This is a genomic window from Frankia sp. AgB1.9 (assembly GCF_016786355.1).
In the GTDB taxonomy this organism is placed as follows: Bacteria; Actinomycetota; Actinomycetes; order Frankiales; family Frankiaceae; genus Pseudofrankia.
Genome location: NZ_JADWYX010000158.1, coordinates 1 through 18214, shown reverse-complemented (window position 1 = coordinate 18214; position 18214 = coordinate 1). Strand labels below are relative to the sequence as shown.

Below are 18214 nucleotides of genomic sequence, written 5' to 3'. Positions count from 1 at the left end.
CCCGGCAGGCGGGTTTTTCCCCCTCAACACCTGGCCGAGGCACTCATCGAGACGATCCAAGAGATACGTGACCGGCCAAACGAACCACGACGACACCGCCGAAACCCCCGAGCCGTGAAACGCATACACGTCCACGCCTACCGTGCCAAGCGACGGACGGACACCTGCATGACATACCCGAACCCGCCAGATATCAACATCATCCGAGCCGCTTAAATTAGCGGTATTGCCTTGCGGAGTTCCCCGGCTCCGGGCCTGCACAGACCCGTCAGGAAGCACCAGCGGAGCGACGAGCCACCGCCGGACATAGAGCATCACCCAAGGCGCGTCAGCGTGTCTTTCCACCGCACGGAGCAGAAGATCGTGGTCGACGCTGTCGAAGAACGCCTGAACATCAAGGTCAATCACCCAGGCGTAACGCCAGCATCGATCCCGGCAGGCCGCGACCGCGTCCAGCGCTGACCGTCCGGGCCGGTAGCCGTACGAGTCCGGATGGAAGATCGGTTCGACCTTTGCCCCGAGCCGCCGAGCCACCACCGTCTGGGCCACCCTGTCCGCCACCGTGGGCACCCCGAGTACCCTCGTCCCCTCACCGTGCGACTTCGGGATCTCCACCGCCATCACCGGAGGCGGGAAATAACTACCCGAGGACATCCGATTCCAGACCTTGTACAGATTGTTCTTCAGGTCGGTTTCGAAGTCGGCTACCGTGCAGCCATCCACCCCTGCGGCACCTGGTTCTCCCTCACCTGCCTCCAGGCTTCCCACACCTCCCACTTCGAGATTTCGAACGGTTTCCCTGATGGCTTCATCCTGTCCATCGAGCTCCTCCCGGTCTCCCGGTTGACCCCACAACAAGGCCACGGACAACCCGGCCCCTTCGCTCCACCCCCACCGCGCCCAGCAGGAGCTTCACCGCTACTACGAGCCGGTCCGCCGGCGCGTCCCGCATCGGTACTCACTACCTCACAGATTCATCCTGCTTGGCAGGCTCCCTCTCCCCCGCCAATAACAAGGCAAGGAGTATCAGGACACGCCTTCCCACGTTCCGCGCGAGAGCAGCAGACCAGGATCACGTCGCCTCCATGCCGGGCACCACCTGGCCAGTAAACGGGTATCCGCCAGGCTCATCCCGGGACTCAGAGCAAAACCCCGGTTTTGATGCCACCATCTACATAACGGCACGTCCACGGCGATCCCGTCACCGGGACTGCGCACCGTCTTCCTGGTCCCCACCTGACGCCTCTAGGACGCCTTTTCCACCTCGCTCACCACGACGGTCTTCAGTCAACGCAGCAGGTGGCGGTTTGAAGCCTCCCCCCGCAGGGCGGCTCCGAAGGGCCTACCTTCATCTCTCGCGCAGCACCACCTCAAGAAAGCCCTATCTACATCAAGCCCCTCTCGGTGTTCGTGGCACACGCTCTGTCGCACAATTGCCATCCTCCTGCAACCATCGTCACTGGTCGACGACCGATACCACACCCCGAACTCCCCCGCGAACGCCTGTATCTGCACCGATCACACACCACCGGCTCAAGCGACACCACCGTCGCAGAATGAACATTCACGGGATCCGGCCTGCGCACATCGCGATACCGCCAAGCACCGGTCTCTGGGTATAAACCGGAGTTGCGACACCTACGCGTCATCCTGCAGTTGCCGCATGCTCGCGCGTCCGGGTCCCGCAGGTCGGCGTCCAGATAGGCAGTCCGTCCCGCCGGAGTCCCGGACAGCAACGCACGCGCGTGGACGAGAACGATCGGTACCACCCCCGGGTTGCACACGTCGAGAATCAGGGTTCCCATCGGACGCCGCCTCCTTTTTTGTGTTCTTTTCTGTCGGCTGGTTCAGGCGGCTTCGGCGAGAACGGTCAGCCATCGCGGGCACGGCCGACCAGCGGGCGGCGCAGTTCGACTTCTTGCGGTCTCGGCGCATCCGGGCGTCCCGGGCGGCTCGCCAAGGAAAGCCGAGTGAGAAGAACCAGCTGGTCAGCGTCTAGCAAGCGATCTTTGACCAGAACGCGCGCGTGGACGAGCTGACGCGTGGCCCGGACCCGAAGTCCCCGCGCCGGTTCCCGGCGAGGGGTCCCTTGGCGCTGGGCTCACCGCTTTCGGTGTGGGCGCTTTCCGGTCTGGTCTCACCGGTTTCGGTATGGGCTGCTGGTTGTCGCGGGCGACCAGATCGCCTGCGCCAATGAGCTCGGCCTGACCCTGCTGCGGTATCACGCTTAGAAGACCGACACCCGGCAGGTCTGCCTTCGTGCGATTTCCCAACCGGCGATGCAGCCTGCCCCACCCCGCAGAGCGCTCCGCACGCCTCACCCGGCCCGACGTCGCGCCCAGACAGGTGCTCGACACCTACTCCCGCCCTGACGCGAGGCCGAAGGAAATGACAGATCATTGACACGCAACCTTCGGGCAGCTAGCCGAGAAGAACCCAAGAGGCGCTGGCCGCGGCGATGCGCCGGGACACTTGAGATGAACGCCGACAGGGATCATGGGACCGCCGGGCTGGTCCTGATGTCAGGTCTGCGTCCCGCGGTACGAGGCGACTGTTTCGGCGAGCGCGCGGTCGAGGGGCGTCGGTGGCCGGCTGAAGTGGGTCTCGAAGGCCGACGAGTCGACGACGAAGTCGTGATCGAACTCATGGAGCATCTCCACCGTTTCTCGGGCGCCGGGGTTGACGACACCGACGAGGCGCAGCTGCCATGGCTTCACCGCGACGAAGGCGGGCATCACGCCGGCGGCGCGGGCGGCGGCCTCGACGAGGGCGCGCTGAGTGATCGCTGGAGCGGTCGGCGCGTGCCAGGCTCGCCCCCAGGCTGAGGGATCCTCGGCGATGCGTAGCGCCGCATCGGCGAGGTCGGGCACGTAGGTGACCGCGTGCCGAGCCTGCGGCGACCCCAGGACCTGGGCTTTCCCGCCGGACACGAGTGGGCCGAAGAATCGTTCGCCGTATGCCGAGTCCCGCACGCCGGCACCGAAGAAGTCGCTCGCTCGGACGGCCGCGGCGCGTACCCGGCCGGACAGGTGCGCGTCGAGCAACTCCGCCCACATGGCGGCGCGCACCGCGCCCTTGCGGGTGGTTGGCATCATCGGGAGGTCCTCGGTCATGGGCACGGACACCGGCCCATACCCGTAGAGGTTCTCGATCGCCACGAGCACCGCGTCGCTCGCCTCGCAGGCCTGGAGGACGGATCGCTGGATGTCAGGGAAGTCCTTCCCCCACCGGTGGTAGGGCGGCTGGGCGCACTGGAACACCACGGTGGCACGGCCGAACGCGGCACGGGTGGCGTCGGCGTCCGCCAGATCGACCCGGCGGGGGTGGGTCCCGTCGACCGTGGTTCCCGACCTGCTGACGACATGCGGGCGGATCCCGCGGGCCACCAGCGCGGCCGCGACCGAACGGCCGACGGGACCCGCGCCCAGGACGACGGGCGTATCGAGAAGATCTGTCACGTCACGTTCTCCAATCAACATTCGAGATTCAAACACTGTATGGAGATCATAAGTAAACACCGTTTGGTCGGTCAAGGGTGTTCAAATGATCAACACTGTTCCGATAGCCTCGACGGCATGCACCCGTCCGCGGAGTCCCGACGAGACCGCCAGCGTCGGGAGCTCGTCGCGGAGATCCTCGCCGCCGCCCGCCGCCAGCTTGACGACGGCGGTCCAGGCAACGTGTCGTGGCGGGGCGTCGCCCGTGAGGTCGGTATGAACCCGGCCTCGCTCTACACCTACTTCGCCAGCCTCGACGAGCTGTTCACCGCACTGATCACGGAGAGCTTTCTAAGTCTCGCCGACGCCGTTCGCCAGGCCTTTGACGACAGCGCGGGCGCCGAGTCCCTCGACCGGTTCCTCGCCTGCGTCCGGGCGTACCGGGCCTGGGCCCTCGCCAACCCCCGGCGGTTCAACCTGATCTGGACCGACCAGCTACCCGGCTTCGCGGCACCGCCGGCCGGGCCCACCGTGACCGCCGAACAGACGGTCTATCGGCCGTTCCTGCTGGCGGTCGGCGAGGCGGAGGGACGCGGCGATCGGCTGGCGCAGTTCGCCACGCTGCCCACCGACGACCAGTACCGCCTCCTGGGCCTGTTCGGCACCCTGCACGGCCTCGTCTCACTCGAGATCAACAGCCACCTCGCCCCAGGGTCGGTCGACGCAGAGGCACTCCTCGTCGACCAGATGACCCACGCCCTGCGACACCCCCACCCGCCCAAGGACGAGTCCCAGCTCGACACACCGGAAAAATGATGCCCACCGATACCCTGCGGCGCACAGGTCCGGCGTGAGGTGCGCCGACCACTCCGCGCACCCACGCCGCCGGCAGCTACGACGTCACGGTCTTGCCGTGGAACGTCACCAACGCGGACCGCCCCACATCCCTCGGAGTTGTTCCGTGGCCTGGCTGCCGCCGTGGCTGCCAGTCCCCACCCCTGATGACAGACTCGGCAGACAGCGGAGCTTCCGGGAACGAGGCCTGTCTCAGCGGACCCCCTCCTACCGGAGCTCCGCTGCCTCAGCTACACGCCGAGCTCGGTCAGCTGTCGAGTAAGACTCCATGGCCTTGGCAGCATCTGAGTGCAGGACGGGCAGCCCAGGGTAGGTCGACCAAACCGCAATGGACTGATCAACCAGTAGCCATCCAGGCAGCCTGGGCCCGTTTTCAAGATCGGTGTTTCCGGCCCGACACGCCGGGCCCCCGGCGATCAGGGTGCCTCACGGTGCGGCGACCGGTTCGGGAGGACTCCCGCGTTGTCGCGCGGGCGACGCTGCGGATCTGCTGGCGCCAATCCCGCGACTTTCCCGCGCCGTTGACGCGTGCGGCTGTAGTCGGTTGCTCGGGCGTTCCGAAACTGCCGCAGCTTCCAAGGCGTGACCGGGCTCGTCGCGCGCTGTAGGCGTCGCGAGCTGTGAGGGAGCCGCCTGGTTAGCGGACCAGGCGCAGCGGGCGGGTTTCGGGCTCCTGCTCGGCGTCCGTCATGGGGTCCGCGTTGGTCAGCCTGGTGCCGCTGAGCTGGTCGAGACGGGTCTGGCTCGCGGGGTCGGTGGCCAGGAAGGTGACGAGGCGCTGGTTTGCCGGGGGTACGGTCAGTTGCTCGCAGAACAACCGCATTTCACCGCGCCGGGGGTGGAGCAGCCGTCGCGCTGAGCCACACAGGGTGGCGATGTCGTGGCGGCTCCACCAGTGCGCGAACTCTGGACTGGTCGCGCTGAGACGGCCAACCAGCCGGTTGATGGCCGGATCGTCAGGGACGCGGCCTAGCTAGGACTCGCGCCCCTTAGGTGATCCCATGTTCGTCCTTGCTATACGTCCGAGCACGACTTAGGCGCCCCACTCATCTCCTTGAATGCCCTCACTGGGCATCGCTCCCACCCCGAAAGGTATGCCGTGGACCCTAACACCACGACATAGGGTGGCACCGGTTACAGGCGTTTTCCGGTGGATGGCGCATTACATCTTCTGGAGATTGGGGTTCAGGCAGTCAAGCTTTCGCCATATCGCGCGGGCCCCACAGCACCTCGCTCCTTCGCCTGGACGCGACCGCTGGTTTTCTGCCATGCTATTGCCCCCTTCACCTTTCGGATCCAGGTAAGGCATCAGGCCCAGGAACCTCCCTTCGAGTTCCTCCCGACTGAGCCGGGGATATAGCAAAGCGCCTCATGGCGCATCAGGGCTTGCGGGCGACGCCGCCGTAGCCGCCGATGACCACGTCCGACGGCGATGGCGCGTCCGGCTGCCAGCGGTCGAGCGCAACGATCCCGGGTTCGAGGAGGTCGTATCCGGTGAACAGGGCGGTCATCTGGTGGTGGTCGCGGGCGACCATCGGGATGCCGTGTTGGCGGTAGGCCGCCGCGACAGCATCGAGGGTGGGGTCGAGGTCGTGGGCGATGTGGGTGATGGTCAGGTAGCTGCCCGCGGGCAGGGGTTCCATCAGGGACCGCACGATCTCAGCGGCCTCGACGTCGTCGGGGACGAAGTGCAGGACCGCGATGAGTGACAAGGCGACGGGCTTGGTCAGACTCAGCGTGGCCTGGAGGACGTCGGCGCTCAGGATCGTGGTGGGATCGTGGAGATCGGCGTCGATGTAGGCGGTCCGGCCCGTCGGGGCGCTGGTCAGAAGGGCCCTGGCATGGGCCAGGACGATCGGGTCGTTGTCGACGTAGACGACTCGGGACTCGGGTGTGACAGCTTGGACGACCTCGTGAAGGTTGGGCGGAGTCGGAATCCCGGTGCCGATGTCGAGGAACTGCCGGACCCCTCGGTCGGCGGCGAGGTGACGTGCGGCGCGGGTCATGAACGCCCGGTTCGCTCGTGAGGTCGCCGGGGCGTTCGGGTAGATCGTGAGGATCTCCTCGGCTGCTTCCCGGTCGGCCGGATAGTTGGTCTTGCCACCCAGAAAGTAGTCGTACATCCGCGCGGTGTGAGCAACATCGGTCCGCAGGTCGACAGGGATAGCCCTTGGTGGGAAGACAGACCTCCCCTCCATCGTCGGCCCAGGGGCGTCCGTCGGCGTGTCTGCGCTTTCGGGCCGGGTCATGGTGCCGCCTCTCCTTGCGCGGGCAGCCTCAAGACACGGCGCCCCCGCAACCTGGTCGTTCCCGATCTTTTCTATCAGCGCGCCCCTTGGAGAGACCGAGGAGGTCGCGCTGGTGACGGTGGTCAGGTTGCTCCGGCCCTGCTTCAGGCACTGCGGGTGGACAGCTACTAGTCGACACCCGGTCGCTTCGGGCCGCCATAGGAGATGTCAACAAGATGGTCACCGAATGTGGATCGGTCGCAACCTGCGTTCACACACGCGTGCGTTGGCGTTCGCGGCAGACGGGCCTGCGCTTCGTTCGTCCGCCGACCCGCGTCACTGTTCGGCCGTCGCCTTCGACGTAGCCCACCGCGATGGGAAGACGTGGGGGCGGCTGTGCTATCCGACGTCGAGGTGATGTTCCCGATCTTCGCCGGCTCGGCGATGCACCCGCGGGCGCTACGAGCGGGTGGTCTGGCGACCGTGCAGCGGGAGCGTGGGGCGTGCCGGTCTGGCCGGGTTCCTGGGCGCTGGAGGCCTCGGCGTCGGGCCTTCTCTGTGTAGTGATGGGGTGGTCATCACCCGGTGGTGAGGAGTCCGCCGAGTCGTAGGACGGCCGGGCGGGTGTGGAGGGGGAGGCGGTTGAGGCCTTCGTCGCCGAGCGCGACGAGCAGGTGGGTGTCGCGGACCGCGTAGACGACGATGTGGCCCCCCTCCGCAGCGAGTGATGACTTCGCGCGGCTCGCCCATTCCGACCTCGGTACCGGTGCTCTTGCCGAGGCCGAGCGCGACCGCGGCCATCGCGGCGAGGACTTTGGGTCGCACGTCGCTGGCGTCGTGCGTGACCAGAAGGCCATCCACCGACGCCACCGCACTGTCCGTCGCTCCCGCTACCCGCTCACGCAGCGCCGTGAGCTCACCCGAACCACCCCATGATCACAATCAGATACGCGTCCTAGAACGGTGGGTCTGTGTCGAGGTAGGCGGGCACCGGTGCGCTGCGGTCAGAGCGCGTGACAGCTGGCGGGCTCGCTGGGACGGATGTCGTAGCAGCCGTATTGCAGGCCGTCGGCGGACTGGTCGGGGCCGGCGTCGGCGAGATAGACCAGCGAGATCCAGCCCCACCGGCCGTTGTCGGCCCGTGTGTAGGCCCACCAGAAGTTGGTGTGCGAGTCGGCGGTGTGCGACTCGCCTGGCTGCTGGCCCAGGAACCAGTGTCCGCCGCTCTCGCGTAGGGTCCCGACCTGTTCCGAGGTGGCGTCGGGCTGGCCCATTACCGGCACGTTCCCGGTCCGCAGCGTGCAGAACTGGCCGTAGAGGCGATCCGCGGCGATCCAGGACGGGACGGTGCAATGGCCACCGCCGCCGCCGAGGGCATTCATGGTCAGCCAGCTCCGCAGCGGGGACGGCTGGTCGGTACCGAGGAGGTCGACGCCGGCGTACAGCGCGTCGGCCCAGGCGTCGTTGTGGTCGGGACAGCCCCTCGGGTTCGACAGTCGGATGTGGTGCCCGGTGCTCTGGGCCTTGATGATGTCGTCCCAGTGCGACGCCTGGATCGTCTGTTCGCCCGTACGCGCGCAGTCGGCGCCGAGGGCCGGGTCCTGGAGACTGATCACCGGGACCAGGTCCGCGTTGTACTGGTCCCGGTCAGTGTCGAGGCGTCCGTCGAGGAACGCGTACGTGTTGGGCTGCTGTCCGAGCAGTCCGCGCACCGACTCGTAGCCGTCCCCGGCCGGCAGCTGGTCGTCGTTGTGGGCTCCGGTGAGGATCACCTGCACCGGGGCCCACCGCCGTGCTCCCGCTTCGACGTGATACAGCATGCTCCGGTACGGGACGAGCGCGTCCATGACCGCGCGGGCGACCACCAGCGGATTGTTGCGATCGGCGGACGCCGCGGCCCGGTCCGCGGGCAGCCGGCAGGCACCCGGCACCACCTCCGCGCACGTGATCTCGACGAAGAGCAGGAACGGCTGGTTGTATCCCGGATAGACCCGGCCCCCGCCGGCCTTCACCCGGGCGTCGAGCGCCTGCAGGTAGGTCGGCTCGAAGGACTGCACGGTGGTGCAGCGGTCGCCGTCGAAGTGACGACAGATCGCCAGGCGGCCGTCGTGCAGGAAGACGTCGGCCTCGACACCGGTGAAACCGTGGTCGAGGGCGTCCTGCAACGGCCGGGCGTCGAGGTGGTCGTCGTTCGCGTACCCGTGTTCGAGGGGCGTCACCGTTGCGGTGGCAGGTGCCGCCGCGGGTGGCGGCTGGTCCGCTTCACCGCCCTTCTCGCCTCCCACCCCTGCCTCGCCGCCGAGAGCGAGGAGGGCGGCGACCACAACCGCACCGGCGATCCACGGCCGGGCCCGGCCGGGCCGGAGTCCCGCTCGGGTCCGGCGCGTGGTGAAGTAGGCGTCGATGACCACCGGTTCCAAGGCCGGCTTGTCCTCGACCACGGGTTCCACGGCCGGCTTGTCCTCGCGCGGCGCGGGCACAGCCCGCGGCGCCCGCCGATCGGCCAGCTCGGCCTCGTCGCAGAGCACCGACACACGCGTGCTGGCGGCCACCAGGCGGTGGGCGTCGGCGTCCTCGAACGGCATGGCGGCGATGACGTGGCCGGCCCGGGCCACGGCGACCACAAGAACCGGATCGGCGATCCGTCGCAGATCCCCGGAGAGGACCGCAGCCACGTCGTCCTTGTCCACCGAGATGCCCGGTGCCAGCCGATGGCTGCGGATCACCTCCGCCATGTGACGCAGGGAGCCCGGCTTCCGGGGGCGTCGCGGCGGAGGTGACCCGGGCGGCGGGGTGTAGATCCCGACCCGGGCGGCGTGGGCGACGGTAGCGTTGAGATCAGACGCCAGCAGCTGCGCCGAGTCACGTGCCGTGACCCACCACGGCGCCAACGGTTCCTGCACGCCGAACCCTTTCCTCTCGGACACATCACCGACCGACGCCGATTATGCCCATCGGATACGAACTCGCCGCCACTCAAAACCGGGACAAACCGGACCGGCCGGGAGCCGGTGGTCGACGTCGACGCCCTGGCCGCCCGGATCGCCGCGTTCCCGGACGAGCTGCTGCGCCGCCCGTCGCCCCGCGAGCGGCTCCAGCGGGATCCCGCTGACCGCTGCGCAGCCGCCATACCGACGACGAGGACGCTCGGCGGGAGGTGCTGGCCGAGCTGCACGGGATCGCCGCCATCCGGCCGGTTCACCTGCGCCCAGCTCGTCGACACGCTCGACACCCCACGCCTACGGCACCGCCCGGCCACCCAACAACAGGAAGCCCGGGCCGTCCCGGGGGCGCCTCCCGGTCGGCGATCTGTCCCCGACCGACAGCTGCTTCCGGTATCTGTCCCCGACCGACAGATGCTTCGGTTCTGGGGACAGATGCCTGTCGACCAGGGTCGACGAGCGTGTCGAAACTCGAACCGGCCATCCGGTAGCACCGGACCAGCACGGCCGACTCATCCGATTCGGGTAGCACGCTGGTGCCCGAAGACACACAGGAGACACACATCGTGAAACGCGCAATCGCCGGCACACTGGCCAGCAGCGTCGCGACGATCGGGCTTCTCGCCCTCGTGCCGACCTCCGCGATGGCGGCGGGGAACTGCCGCACCGCGGAGTCGATCTCCATTCGCGGCGGCGAAGCCGAGGTCCAGGAGTGCACCACCCCCACTCAAGTACAGGTCCGAGGCTGGGTGAGGGACACCCTCGCGGACGGCAAATGTGCCCAGGTCTACGCCACGTACAACAGGTACTCGGGCCGGGACTACAGCTCGGGCGCCTGCCCGAAGGGGGACATCGACTCCTTCGTGTTCCCGTGGCGGGCTGGCAGCGACGCGTTCATCTACCTCCGGGTGTACTGACCCGCAGGCCGCGCCCCCATCCGCGACACGACAAACAGGAGATGTCCTCACCATGAAACGCATTCTCGCCAGCACGGTGGCCGCCACCTGCGTCGCCACGGCCGGGCTTGTCGCCCTCGTGCCCACCGCCGCGTCGGCAGCGACTAGCTGCCGCCCCACGCAGTACATCAGCATCCACGGCGGCAAAGCCGAGGTACACGAGTGCACCAGCGGCGGCCGGGTCCAGGTCGAGGGCTGGGTGGAAGACACCAACGCGGACGGTAAGTGCGCCCAGGTCTACGCCTCCTACAACAACTATTCGGGCAAGGACTACAGCTCCAAGGCATGCCCGGACGGTGACATCGACGAGTTCCTGTTCCCTTGGCGGGCGGGTACCGACGCATACATCTACCTGCGGCTGGTCTAGCGACCTTTGGACTCGGGGCTTGGGGATTATACTCCCGGAAAAGTCTCGTTGGCCAAGATCAAAACTTGTTCGGGGCCGATCGGAATACGCCGGGAGCCGGCAATGGCGGTCGTTGCGATGTTGCTTCGCTCCCGGCTGACCAGCGGCGATGACCCTCTGGGTGCCGGGTCTTCGTATACGGCGCTGCCCCGGCACCGGTATTCTGAGTCTGCGGTGGACCAGCGGATTCACCATCTATGGCAGGTCCACCCCGTATTCCGGTCGGCCCCCTGATGGAGCAGACCCTGCTTGCCGTCGCCGCCGGACTGGCCGTGACCGCGCTGGGAGCGTGGTGGCTGCACCGGCGCCGCAATGCCCAACGAGTAGCCGCCGCGGGCGGCTCGACCAGCGCGTGCGGCGGTGGGACCTGCGGCTGCTGAACCGAACGCCCGGCCAGCCCCGTTCCCCGCCGCCGGTCGAGAGCGCGCCGTCACCGACCGGCCGCAGCCCTCGCCCGGCGCTGACCGCTCGGCCGGGAGATCTCATCCAGAACGCACCTCAGAGGCTCACCGCGGCGGCCTCGGCAAGTCGCAGCGGCCGGCAGCCGTCGGGGCCGAGCTGGGCGAGCTCGCCGTCGATGTCGACGGAGTGGGTGCCATAGAAGTCCACGTTCTCATGGCGGGTCGGCCAGATGTGCGCCAGGACCTCGTCATCGACGTCGCGGCCGGTCCGGCGCAGGGCTGCCACGCCGAGGCCGTGGTACTCAGTGGACCAGCAGACGATCGCGTTGGTCGCGAGGGTGAGGCACCCATCTGCTCAGTCTGCTGCTCGTGGTGCCGGCGCCGGAGAGCGCCCTCGCCGGCGTACGCGAGGGAACGGCGCAGTGCGTGCAGGTTCTCGCCCTTGTTTAGCTGCCGGGCGATGCGCCGCCGGTACGTCTCGTCGGCCAGGTCCCGGGCCGCGTAGACGGTGCGCCGTAGCGCCCGGTACTCCTTGATCGCGCTGGTCAGCGCATTCTGCTGGAGTTTCGAGGAGCACAGCTTCCCGACCACCGGCGCCGCGGTGGCGTGTCCGCCCTGCACGGATGCGGCGACCCGCAGAAGGTCGTCCCACATGTCCGTGATCAGGTCCAGGTTGAGCCGCCGGGTCAACGCCGGCCCGGTACGCGGCTATCGGTCGAGGAGTCAGCGCGGGGTCCGGTCCGGTACAGGGTGATCTTCCCGAGGTCCCGGATCCGCGGTGACAGCTGCTTTACCGACCAGGTCGAACAGGGCGAAGTTCGCCAGGGTCGCGCCGTGGGTGTCGGTGGCGTGCTCGAAGACCGGCAGGTCGGTCTCGTTGCCCAGCAGCCCGTCGAGCACGTAGTGCGACTCGGGCGCGGTCGCGACGATGACCTTCGTGTGGAAGGTCGAGTGCTGGTCGGAGACGTGGGTGTAGGTGGAGACTCCTTGGCCTCGGGCGAAGTACCGGGACAGGTGCCGGGCGGTGATGGACTTGCCCTTGACCGGGAACCGCTGCCCGTCGGAGCTCGACAGGGTGCCGGAGCCGAACGCCCGGGTCAGCGGGAGCCGGTGGTGGTAGTCGACCACCGCGGCGTTGGCCGCCTCCAGGGTCTCGGGCCGGAAATACCACTCGGCGGTCCAGGCGAGCACGTCGTACGGCACGCCGCAGGACTCGGCCATCGCCGACAGGCCCATGTTCGTGGCCTCCGCGATGATCACGTACATCAGGTTGCGCTTGAGCTCGGCCGGCCGGGCGACTTCCCGCCGGCGTACATCAGGTGTTCGGTGAACCCGGTCCGCGCGTCGACCTCCACCAGCACCGACGCGATCGGCACCCGCGGCAGCATCGCGGCCAACTCGGCACGCAGCGCATCGGCCTCGGCGGGCACGTCCTCGGCGGTCAGCGGCGGGATGATCAGCTCGCCGTCTTCGGTGAGCCGGACCTCGCCCGGGTTGCCCTTGGCCAGCTGGGTCTCCAGGTCGGCCAGGGCGGTGTGCAGCTCGTCGTCGGCCGCCGCGAGCGCGGCGGCGGCCTCGACCGGCTTGCCGACCAGGTGGCAGAACTCCACCTTCTGCGGCGCCCACGCCTGCGGGGTGAGCAGGAACGACGCTGGATCGGCGTACCGGCGCGAGCCGGGCACAGAGACGTCGCCCGAGCGCAGCCCGTCGCGTAGGCCGACCAGCACGGCCAGCTCCCAATACCGGCGGTACGCGGTGACGTCGCCGGCCTGCTCCGCGGCGACCAGGTGGCCGGCCCACTTCGCCGGCACGAACCCGACCGGGGCGCTCGCCGGGACCTTGCGGGCGCCGGTGGCGTGCAGCCCGGCCAGTATGCTCACCGCCTGCAGCAGCTGTTCTGTGCCCGGTCCGCCGGCGAACTGCACCGCTGCGAGCACGGACCGGGCGAACTGGCGCAGATAGAACATTGAGGCGTCGAGCATGCTGAGCTGGCCGTGGTCGCGGGGGAGCCGCTCGCGGCGTTCGGCCCATGCGGCGCGCATCCAGTCCATGCCGATGGTGGTGCGCAGCATGGTGCCGATCTGCTCGTCGCCGATCGCGCTGTCGAGCACGATGGTCAGGATGTCGTCCAGCAGGGCCTGCCGGTTCTCGGCGCCTTTGGCCCGCTCGGCCAGGGCCTCGGCGACCTTCTGCTTCGCCGCCGCCTCCCGACCGCTAATCGCCTGGTCGAACAGCAGCAGCGTCTCGTCGAGCACGTCGACGGCCGACTGCGCCAGCAGCGTGAGCAGGATCGGGTACCGGCGCTCCGGCTCGCGCCGTTCTTCGCCGGCCTTGACCTCGTCGACCCGGGCCTGACCCCGCTGCACCTGTGGCGCCCGGACTCCGGCACCGCGGCCCAGCCGGGCGCGGAAGCAGGCGGCCGGCTCGCGTACGCCGGAGTAGCCCGCAAACCGTAGGACGGGCTCGTCCCCCACCGGGGGCTCGCGCGGCTGGTCGCGTCCCCGGCCCAGGCGAGGCACTCGATCCTGCCCCCTTCGAGGACCAGGCGCCGTCGTCGTGAGCGTAGCGGAGCGGCGGCGTCAAGCTGGCGGCCGGGCCGAGGTCTCGTTGGCCGGCGAACTGCGATGCCTGCTGCACGCCGACGTCGACCGGCGGGCCCTGTTCGCCGCCGGGGACTGGGACTCGGCATGGCTCTGGCGACAAGGCCGGACCGACGTGGAGCCGGCTGCGGCGCAGCGGGAGGCGGTGCGTCTCGCGCTGCCCTCCAGGGTCGCGGTGCTGACTGGCGGGCCGGGGCGCGGGAAGGAAGAGTTTCACGGTCCGGTCGGATCGTGGAGATGGCGACGGAGAGAAGGTGGCGGTGCTGCTCGCGGCGCCGACGGGTCGGAGCGCGAAACGGCTCACCGAGCAGACCGGCCATCCGGCGGCGACCGTGCACCGGCTGTTGGAGCTACGCCGCGGCGGGGACGCCGCCTACGACCGCGACCGCCCCTTGGACGCCGACCTGGTTGTCGTCGACGAGGCCTCGATGTTCGACCTGCTGTTGGCGAACAAGCTTGCCCGCGCCGTCTCCCGGCGCGCATCTGTTGCAGGTCGGTGACGTCGACCAGCTCCCCTCCGTCGGCGTCGGCCAGGTCTTACGTGACCTGCTCGCCGAGGACACCGCGGTGCCGCATGTGCGGCTGTCCCGGGTGTTCCCCCAGGTCACCCAGTCCGGGGTCGTCACCAATGCCCATCGGATCAACGCCGGCCAGTTCCCGCATGTGAAGGGCCTGCTGGACTTCTTCCTGTTCGCCTGCGAGCAGGACGAGGACGCGACCGCCATGACCGTCGATGTGGTTGCGAACCGGTGCAGCTCGACAAGGCGGCACGAGCCAGCATCCTTGCCTGGCCGCGGGCCCCGACGGACGAGGGCCGGATGCCGGTGGGCCTACGACGACGGCCACGGCCCCCGCCAACCACCCCGGGCAGGACGGATGAGATGTCGGCAGGCTGATCGGCTGCGCGGGTACCCGATCAGCCGGTCGACGATGGAGTTGATGATTTCTTCAATTGCTGACATGGTGGTTCTCGTAGGTGGAGTGTCGAGCCTTTGCCCGTTGTGTGCGATGGGTCTGGGAGGAGGCGGGTGGTGGTGCAGGTTCCGCTGTACCAGGCGAAGGCGGAGCTGTTCCGGATGTTGGGTCATCCGGTGCGGGTCCGGGTGCTGGAGCTGTTGCAGGCCGGGCCCATGCCGGTGCGGGAGCTGTTGATGACGATCGAGGTCGAGCCGTCGAATCTGTCGCAGCAGCTCGCGGTGTTGCGCCGGTCGGGGATCGTGACCGCGACCCGCGACGGTTCGACCGTCGTATACGCGCTGGCTGGTGTCGACGTGGCCGAGTTGATGCGGGCCGCGCGGCGCATTCTCACGGAGATGCTCACTGGGCAGGCTGGGCTGCTCGAGGAGCTCCGCGAGGCCGAGATGAGTTCGCGGTGAATGGGGCAGAGCGATCGAACGGGCCGGTGAGGCACAGGCCGGCCGCAGATCGCGCGCCCGGCGGAGCCAACCAGGCGGCACTAAGCAGGGCGGCCGCAACGAACGGGGTGTGCCCATCGAGGCCGGAGCAGTTCGAGCCGGTCGTCCGGGTGTCGACGGGATGACCTCGGTCCCGGCCGGGGTGAATCCGGCCTTCAGCATCCGGATCTTCGTCCGTGGACGGGCGGCGGCGCTAGTCGCGGCGGTCGTCTCCGACGCGCCTGGCACAGTCGTGGTTCGCGCCAACACATCAGATTCAACAGGCAATCGCTCCATCACGTTGGATGCCGACGGCGGGCCCACGTTGCGCTGGCTCGTCGGTGCCCTGCGCCAGCGACTGGGCATGAACCTGTTGCGGACCGAGGACCTTGCCTTCGTCGCCGCGTCCACTGGCAAGCTCGTCCAGCGGGCCTGCATGGCGGCTACGACCGGCCACGACCTGGCGTTGTCCGACGCGGACGCCGACCGACGTGTCATCGGCCACCTGGCAGGCCACCCGCGCCACGTCGACCGGTTCACGGGCCGTTCCCGCAGGGTGGCGCTGCTGACTGACGCCAGCGCGGTGCTGGACTTCGAGCCGCTCGCGCCCGAGGCCGCGCTGCCGGCGGTCGAGTCCCAGGCACTGCACCTTCACCTGGCCACCGGCTTCGACGTCGTCCCGCTGCCGGTCGCCGCCCGTGAGCCGGCCGACCTGGCCACCGCGATCGGCATGCTTGCCCCCGGGTTCGCCGCCCTTGTCCTGGTCCACACTCACCTACGCCGCGTCCAGGCCGCCCGCGCCGGGCTCGCGTCTGGCTCCCTCCTGCTGCTTGACGCGGTCAACGACGGCTTCGCTGTGGCCGCCACTGCCGCGGTCCTCAACTACCTGCGGGCGCGCGGCGTCGACTCGGGCCGGGCCCGTGTGGCCGTTGTGGATCCGGCCCGGGGCGGAGACCTGGCCGGTCTGTTGATCGCGGCCGGTGTCGGTGACCTCACGCTCTACGACCCGATCGAGTACGGCATCCGACCGCTGCACCGGATCGCCGCCGACCTGGATCTGATTGTCGACCTGATCGGACTGGCGGCGCCGCCCGACGGCGTCTTCGTACTGCGTGCCCGCCCGGAAACTCCTCCTCCGCTGGCCGCCGCCACTTCAGGGCCCCGTGAGCTGCACGCGTTGCCCGGTCTGTTGCGCGCGGCTGTCAACACCCGCCGGCCGATCACGCTCGAGGCTCGTGTCGCCGCCGTGCACGCCCTCGTGGCCGCGACGCCCTCTGGCGCACTGCTGCCTTCCCTCGACCACCCGCGCCTGACTCCCGCTGTCGCAGCGGCTGCGACCCATGTCCTCGCCGCCGGCTGCTAGCGCGCCGCCGACGGGCGGGCTGCCTGATCGGAGCGCGCGAGAGCCGTTTCGCCAGGTTCTGCCCGGGCGTCCCGAGAAGGACGTCGAGGTTTTCGACGATGCTGGCGGGAATCGGGTGGGCGGGGAGGACTCCGACCAACAGGACGCGGATGTGCTCAGCCGTCGACGCGACGAGGACGTGCAGGCGCTCCACGCGGTCGGCTCCGATTCCCTTCGGATGTACTTCAAGGCGATCGGCAAGGTCCGGCTGCTCAGCGCGGAGGAGGAGGTCGATCTGGCCAAGCGGATCGAGGCAGGTCTGTTCGCCGCGGAGAAGCTCGCCGCGTCGGGGCGGACTATCTCCCCGCAGCGGCGCCGTGACCTCGAGGCCGTCGAGCGGGACGGCGAGGTGGCCAAACGGGCGTTGGTGGAGGCGAACCTGCGGCTCGTTGTCTCGGTCGCGAAACGTTACCGCGGCCGGGGCATGCTTCTTCTGGACCTGATCCAGGAGGGCAACCTGAGTCTGATCCGGGCCGTAGAGAAGTTCGACTACACCAAGGGCTACAAGTTCTCCACCTACGCCATCTGGTGGATCCGCCAAGGCGTCGGCAGGGCGCTCGCCGACCAGGCACGCACGATCCGCATCCCGGTCCACATGGTCGAAATGATGAACAAGACGACGCGGGTACGACTGCAGCTGATGGAGGACTTGGGTCGGGAGCCGTCGCCGGAAGAGATCGCTGAAGAGGCGGACCTCTCGCCGGAAAAGGTCCGGGAGATCCTGGAGGTCTCCCAGCGGCCAGTCTCGCTGGACACGCTGGTCGGTGCGGATAGCGATGCCCTCCTCGGGGATTTCATCGAGGACGCAGACGCTGTGGTGCCGTTCGACGTGGCTAGTTCTGTCCTGCTACGCGAACAGATCGGCTCGATTCTGTGCACCTTGTCCGACCGTGACAAGAAACTCATCGAACTGAGGTTTGGCCTGGCTGATGGCACTCCCAGGACGCTGGAGGAGGTCGGCCGCGAGTTCGGGGTGAGCGGCGAGCGGATCCGACAGGTCGAGTCGAGGACCTTGTCGAAGCTGTGCCACCCGTCACGCTCGCACAGACTTCGAGATTACGTGGACCAGTGAACCTCGCGAATGGTCTGAAGAAAATTTAGCGATGCGCGAGCCGAGTGAAAGCTCGCGGACGCGGGCCGACCCGGTAGCTCAAATATCACTCGCCCGCAGTGGATCAAGGCGGGCTGAGGATGCATCTTGGTGCCGAGCGGCCGGACCGTTACGTCGACGCGGCTGCCGTAGACCGCCCAGAGGCGGACCGTAAGTAGTCCACAAATAGAGCGCACTCGACACGACCGGTACTTGAGGGGCCGCGACAAGTCGCCGAAAGCGTTCTTGCTGGACAGCGCGGTGATGCGAATATGCGTAGGCGGCGTTCCAGCCTAGAAAGGCGTGGTCTTTTCACGTCGAGAGCCTCCGGACTGGCTATGAGCGTTTCCTCTGGCCCCACCTTCCGGGGGCAGAGAGCACGTGAGGGTGCCTGGGGCTGGGTGTCGAGGTGCGGGGGTAATGGTCAGCGCAGCCGGTCGGCGAGTGTGGCGAGTTCGATCCACAGGGCGTCGGGAAGGCGGGTTCCGAGGCTGGTGAAGTAT

Annotated in this window: 14 protein-coding genes and 4 pseudogenes; 9 read left to right on the top strand and 9 right to left on the bottom strand. The window is 68.5% G+C overall.

The annotated features are described in order from the left end of the window. The 3 genes from I6A60_RS37075 to I6A60_RS37065 all read right to left on the bottom strand — a co-directional run. The coding region (locus tag I6A60_RS37075; RefSeq protein ID WP_307874062.1) for a reverse transcriptase domain-containing protein at positions 1-864 on the bottom strand (864 nt) is incomplete at its 3' end. Between the two features lie 521 nt (positions 865-1385). Next, positions 1386-1805: an SAM-dependent methyltransferase gene (locus I6A60_RS42400; protein WP_238437029.1), complete on the bottom strand. Its 420-nt coding sequence runs from the start codon at positions 1803-1805 to the stop codon at positions 1386-1388. Positions 1806-2522: 717 nt separating this feature from the next. Next, entirely contained in the window at positions 2523-3458 is a 936-nt protein-coding gene (locus I6A60_RS37065; RefSeq protein ID WP_307874061.1) for an NAD-dependent epimerase/dehydratase family protein, read from the bottom strand. Positions 3459-3575: 117 nt separating this feature from the next. Here I6A60_RS37065 and I6A60_RS37060 point away from each other — a divergent pair, with 117 nt between their 5' ends. Beyond that, a complete protein-coding gene (locus tag I6A60_RS37060) occupies positions 3576-4253 on the top strand; it encodes a TetR/AcrR family transcriptional regulator (protein ID WP_203024719.1) in 678 nt (225 codons plus the stop codon). Between the two features lie 676 nt (positions 4254-4929). On the opposite strand, the pseudogene I6A60_RS37055 reads toward I6A60_RS37060, so the two are convergent. The 4 genes and pseudogenes from I6A60_RS37055 to I6A60_RS37040 all read right to left on the bottom strand — a co-directional run. Continuing rightward, positions 4930-5250, bottom strand: a pseudogene (locus I6A60_RS37055) (hypothetical protein); the annotation flags it as partial. A 421-nt stretch (positions 5251-5671) separates the two neighbouring features. Then, a complete protein-coding gene (locus I6A60_RS37050; RefSeq protein ID WP_203024734.1) occupies positions 5672-6490 on the bottom strand; it encodes an SAM-dependent methyltransferase in 819 nt (272 codons plus the stop codon). Between the two features lie 608 nt (positions 6491-7098). After that, positions 7099-7426, bottom strand: a pseudogene (locus I6A60_RS37045) (roadblock/LC7 domain-containing protein). 98 nt (positions 7427-7524) lie between these two features. Then, positions 7525-9423, bottom strand: coding sequence for a hypothetical protein (locus I6A60_RS37040; protein ID WP_203024720.1), 1899 nt, complete (start codon positions 9421-9423; stop codon positions 7525-7527). A gap of 605 nt (positions 9424-10028) precedes the next feature. Between I6A60_RS37040 and I6A60_RS37035 the strand changes: the two genes are divergently transcribed. From I6A60_RS37035 to I6A60_RS37025, 3 genes are all read left to right on the top strand, one after another. Further along, positions 10029-10379: a hypothetical protein gene (locus tag I6A60_RS37035; protein ID WP_203024721.1), complete on the top strand. Its 351-nt coding sequence runs from the start codon at positions 10029-10031 to the stop codon at positions 10377-10379. Between the two features lie 52 nt (positions 10380-10431). Beyond that, on the top strand, positions 10432-10785 hold the full coding sequence (locus tag I6A60_RS37030) for a hypothetical protein (protein WP_203024722.1): 354 nt from the start codon (positions 10432-10434) through the stop codon (positions 10783-10785). 236 nt (positions 10786-11021) lie between these two features. Then, a complete protein-coding gene (locus tag I6A60_RS37025; protein WP_203042511.1) occupies positions 11022-11204 on the top strand; it encodes an LPXTG cell wall anchor domain-containing protein in 183 nt (60 codons plus the stop codon). Between the two features lie 118 nt (positions 11205-11322). Here the strand turns inward: I6A60_RS37025 and I6A60_RS42395 are convergent. Continuing rightward, a pseudogene (locus I6A60_RS42395) lies at positions 11323-12461 on the bottom strand (Tn3 family transposase). Between the two features lie 29 nt (positions 12462-12490). Continuing rightward, positions 12491-13207 (bottom strand): hypothetical protein, encoded by a 717-nt coding sequence (locus I6A60_RS42390; RefSeq protein WP_238437027.1) that lies wholly within the window; start codon positions 13205-13207, stop codon positions 12491-12493. Positions 13208-13219: 12 nt separating this feature from the next. On the opposite strand from I6A60_RS42390, the gene I6A60_RS43810 reads away from it, so the two are divergent. The 5 genes and pseudogenes from I6A60_RS43810 (at position 13220) to I6A60_RS36990 (ending at position 17693) form a co-directional block, all read left to right on the top strand. After that, the gene (locus tag I6A60_RS43810; protein WP_307874059.1) at positions 13220-13681 is read left to right on the top strand and encodes an SAM-dependent methyltransferase; all 462 of its coding nucleotides are present in this window, start codon (positions 13220-13222) and stop codon (positions 13679-13681) included. Positions 13682-14079: 398 nt separating this feature from the next. Continuing rightward, positions 14080-14977, top strand: a pseudogene (locus I6A60_RS44320) (ATP-dependent RecD-like DNA helicase). Continuing rightward, positions 14860-15201 (top strand): helix-turn-helix transcriptional regulator, encoded by a 342-nt coding sequence (locus I6A60_RS37000; RefSeq protein ID WP_203024726.1) that lies wholly within the window; start codon positions 14860-14862, stop codon positions 15199-15201. Before I6A60_RS44320 ends, I6A60_RS37000 begins: the two are co-directional and overlap by 118 nt. Positions 15202-15361: 160 nt before the next feature. Then, positions 15362-16582, top strand: a complete 1221-nt coding sequence (locus I6A60_RS36995) for a malic enzyme-like protein (RefSeq protein WP_203024727.1) — start codon at positions 15362-15364, stop codon at positions 16580-16582. Next, on the top strand, positions 16560-17693 hold the full coding sequence (locus I6A60_RS36990; RefSeq protein ID WP_203024728.1) for an RNA polymerase sigma factor: 1134 nt from the start codon (positions 16560-16562) through the stop codon (positions 17691-17693). The genes I6A60_RS36995 and I6A60_RS36990 overlap by 23 nt, the downstream gene beginning before the upstream one ends. Positions 17694-18214 lie beyond the last annotated feature (521 nt).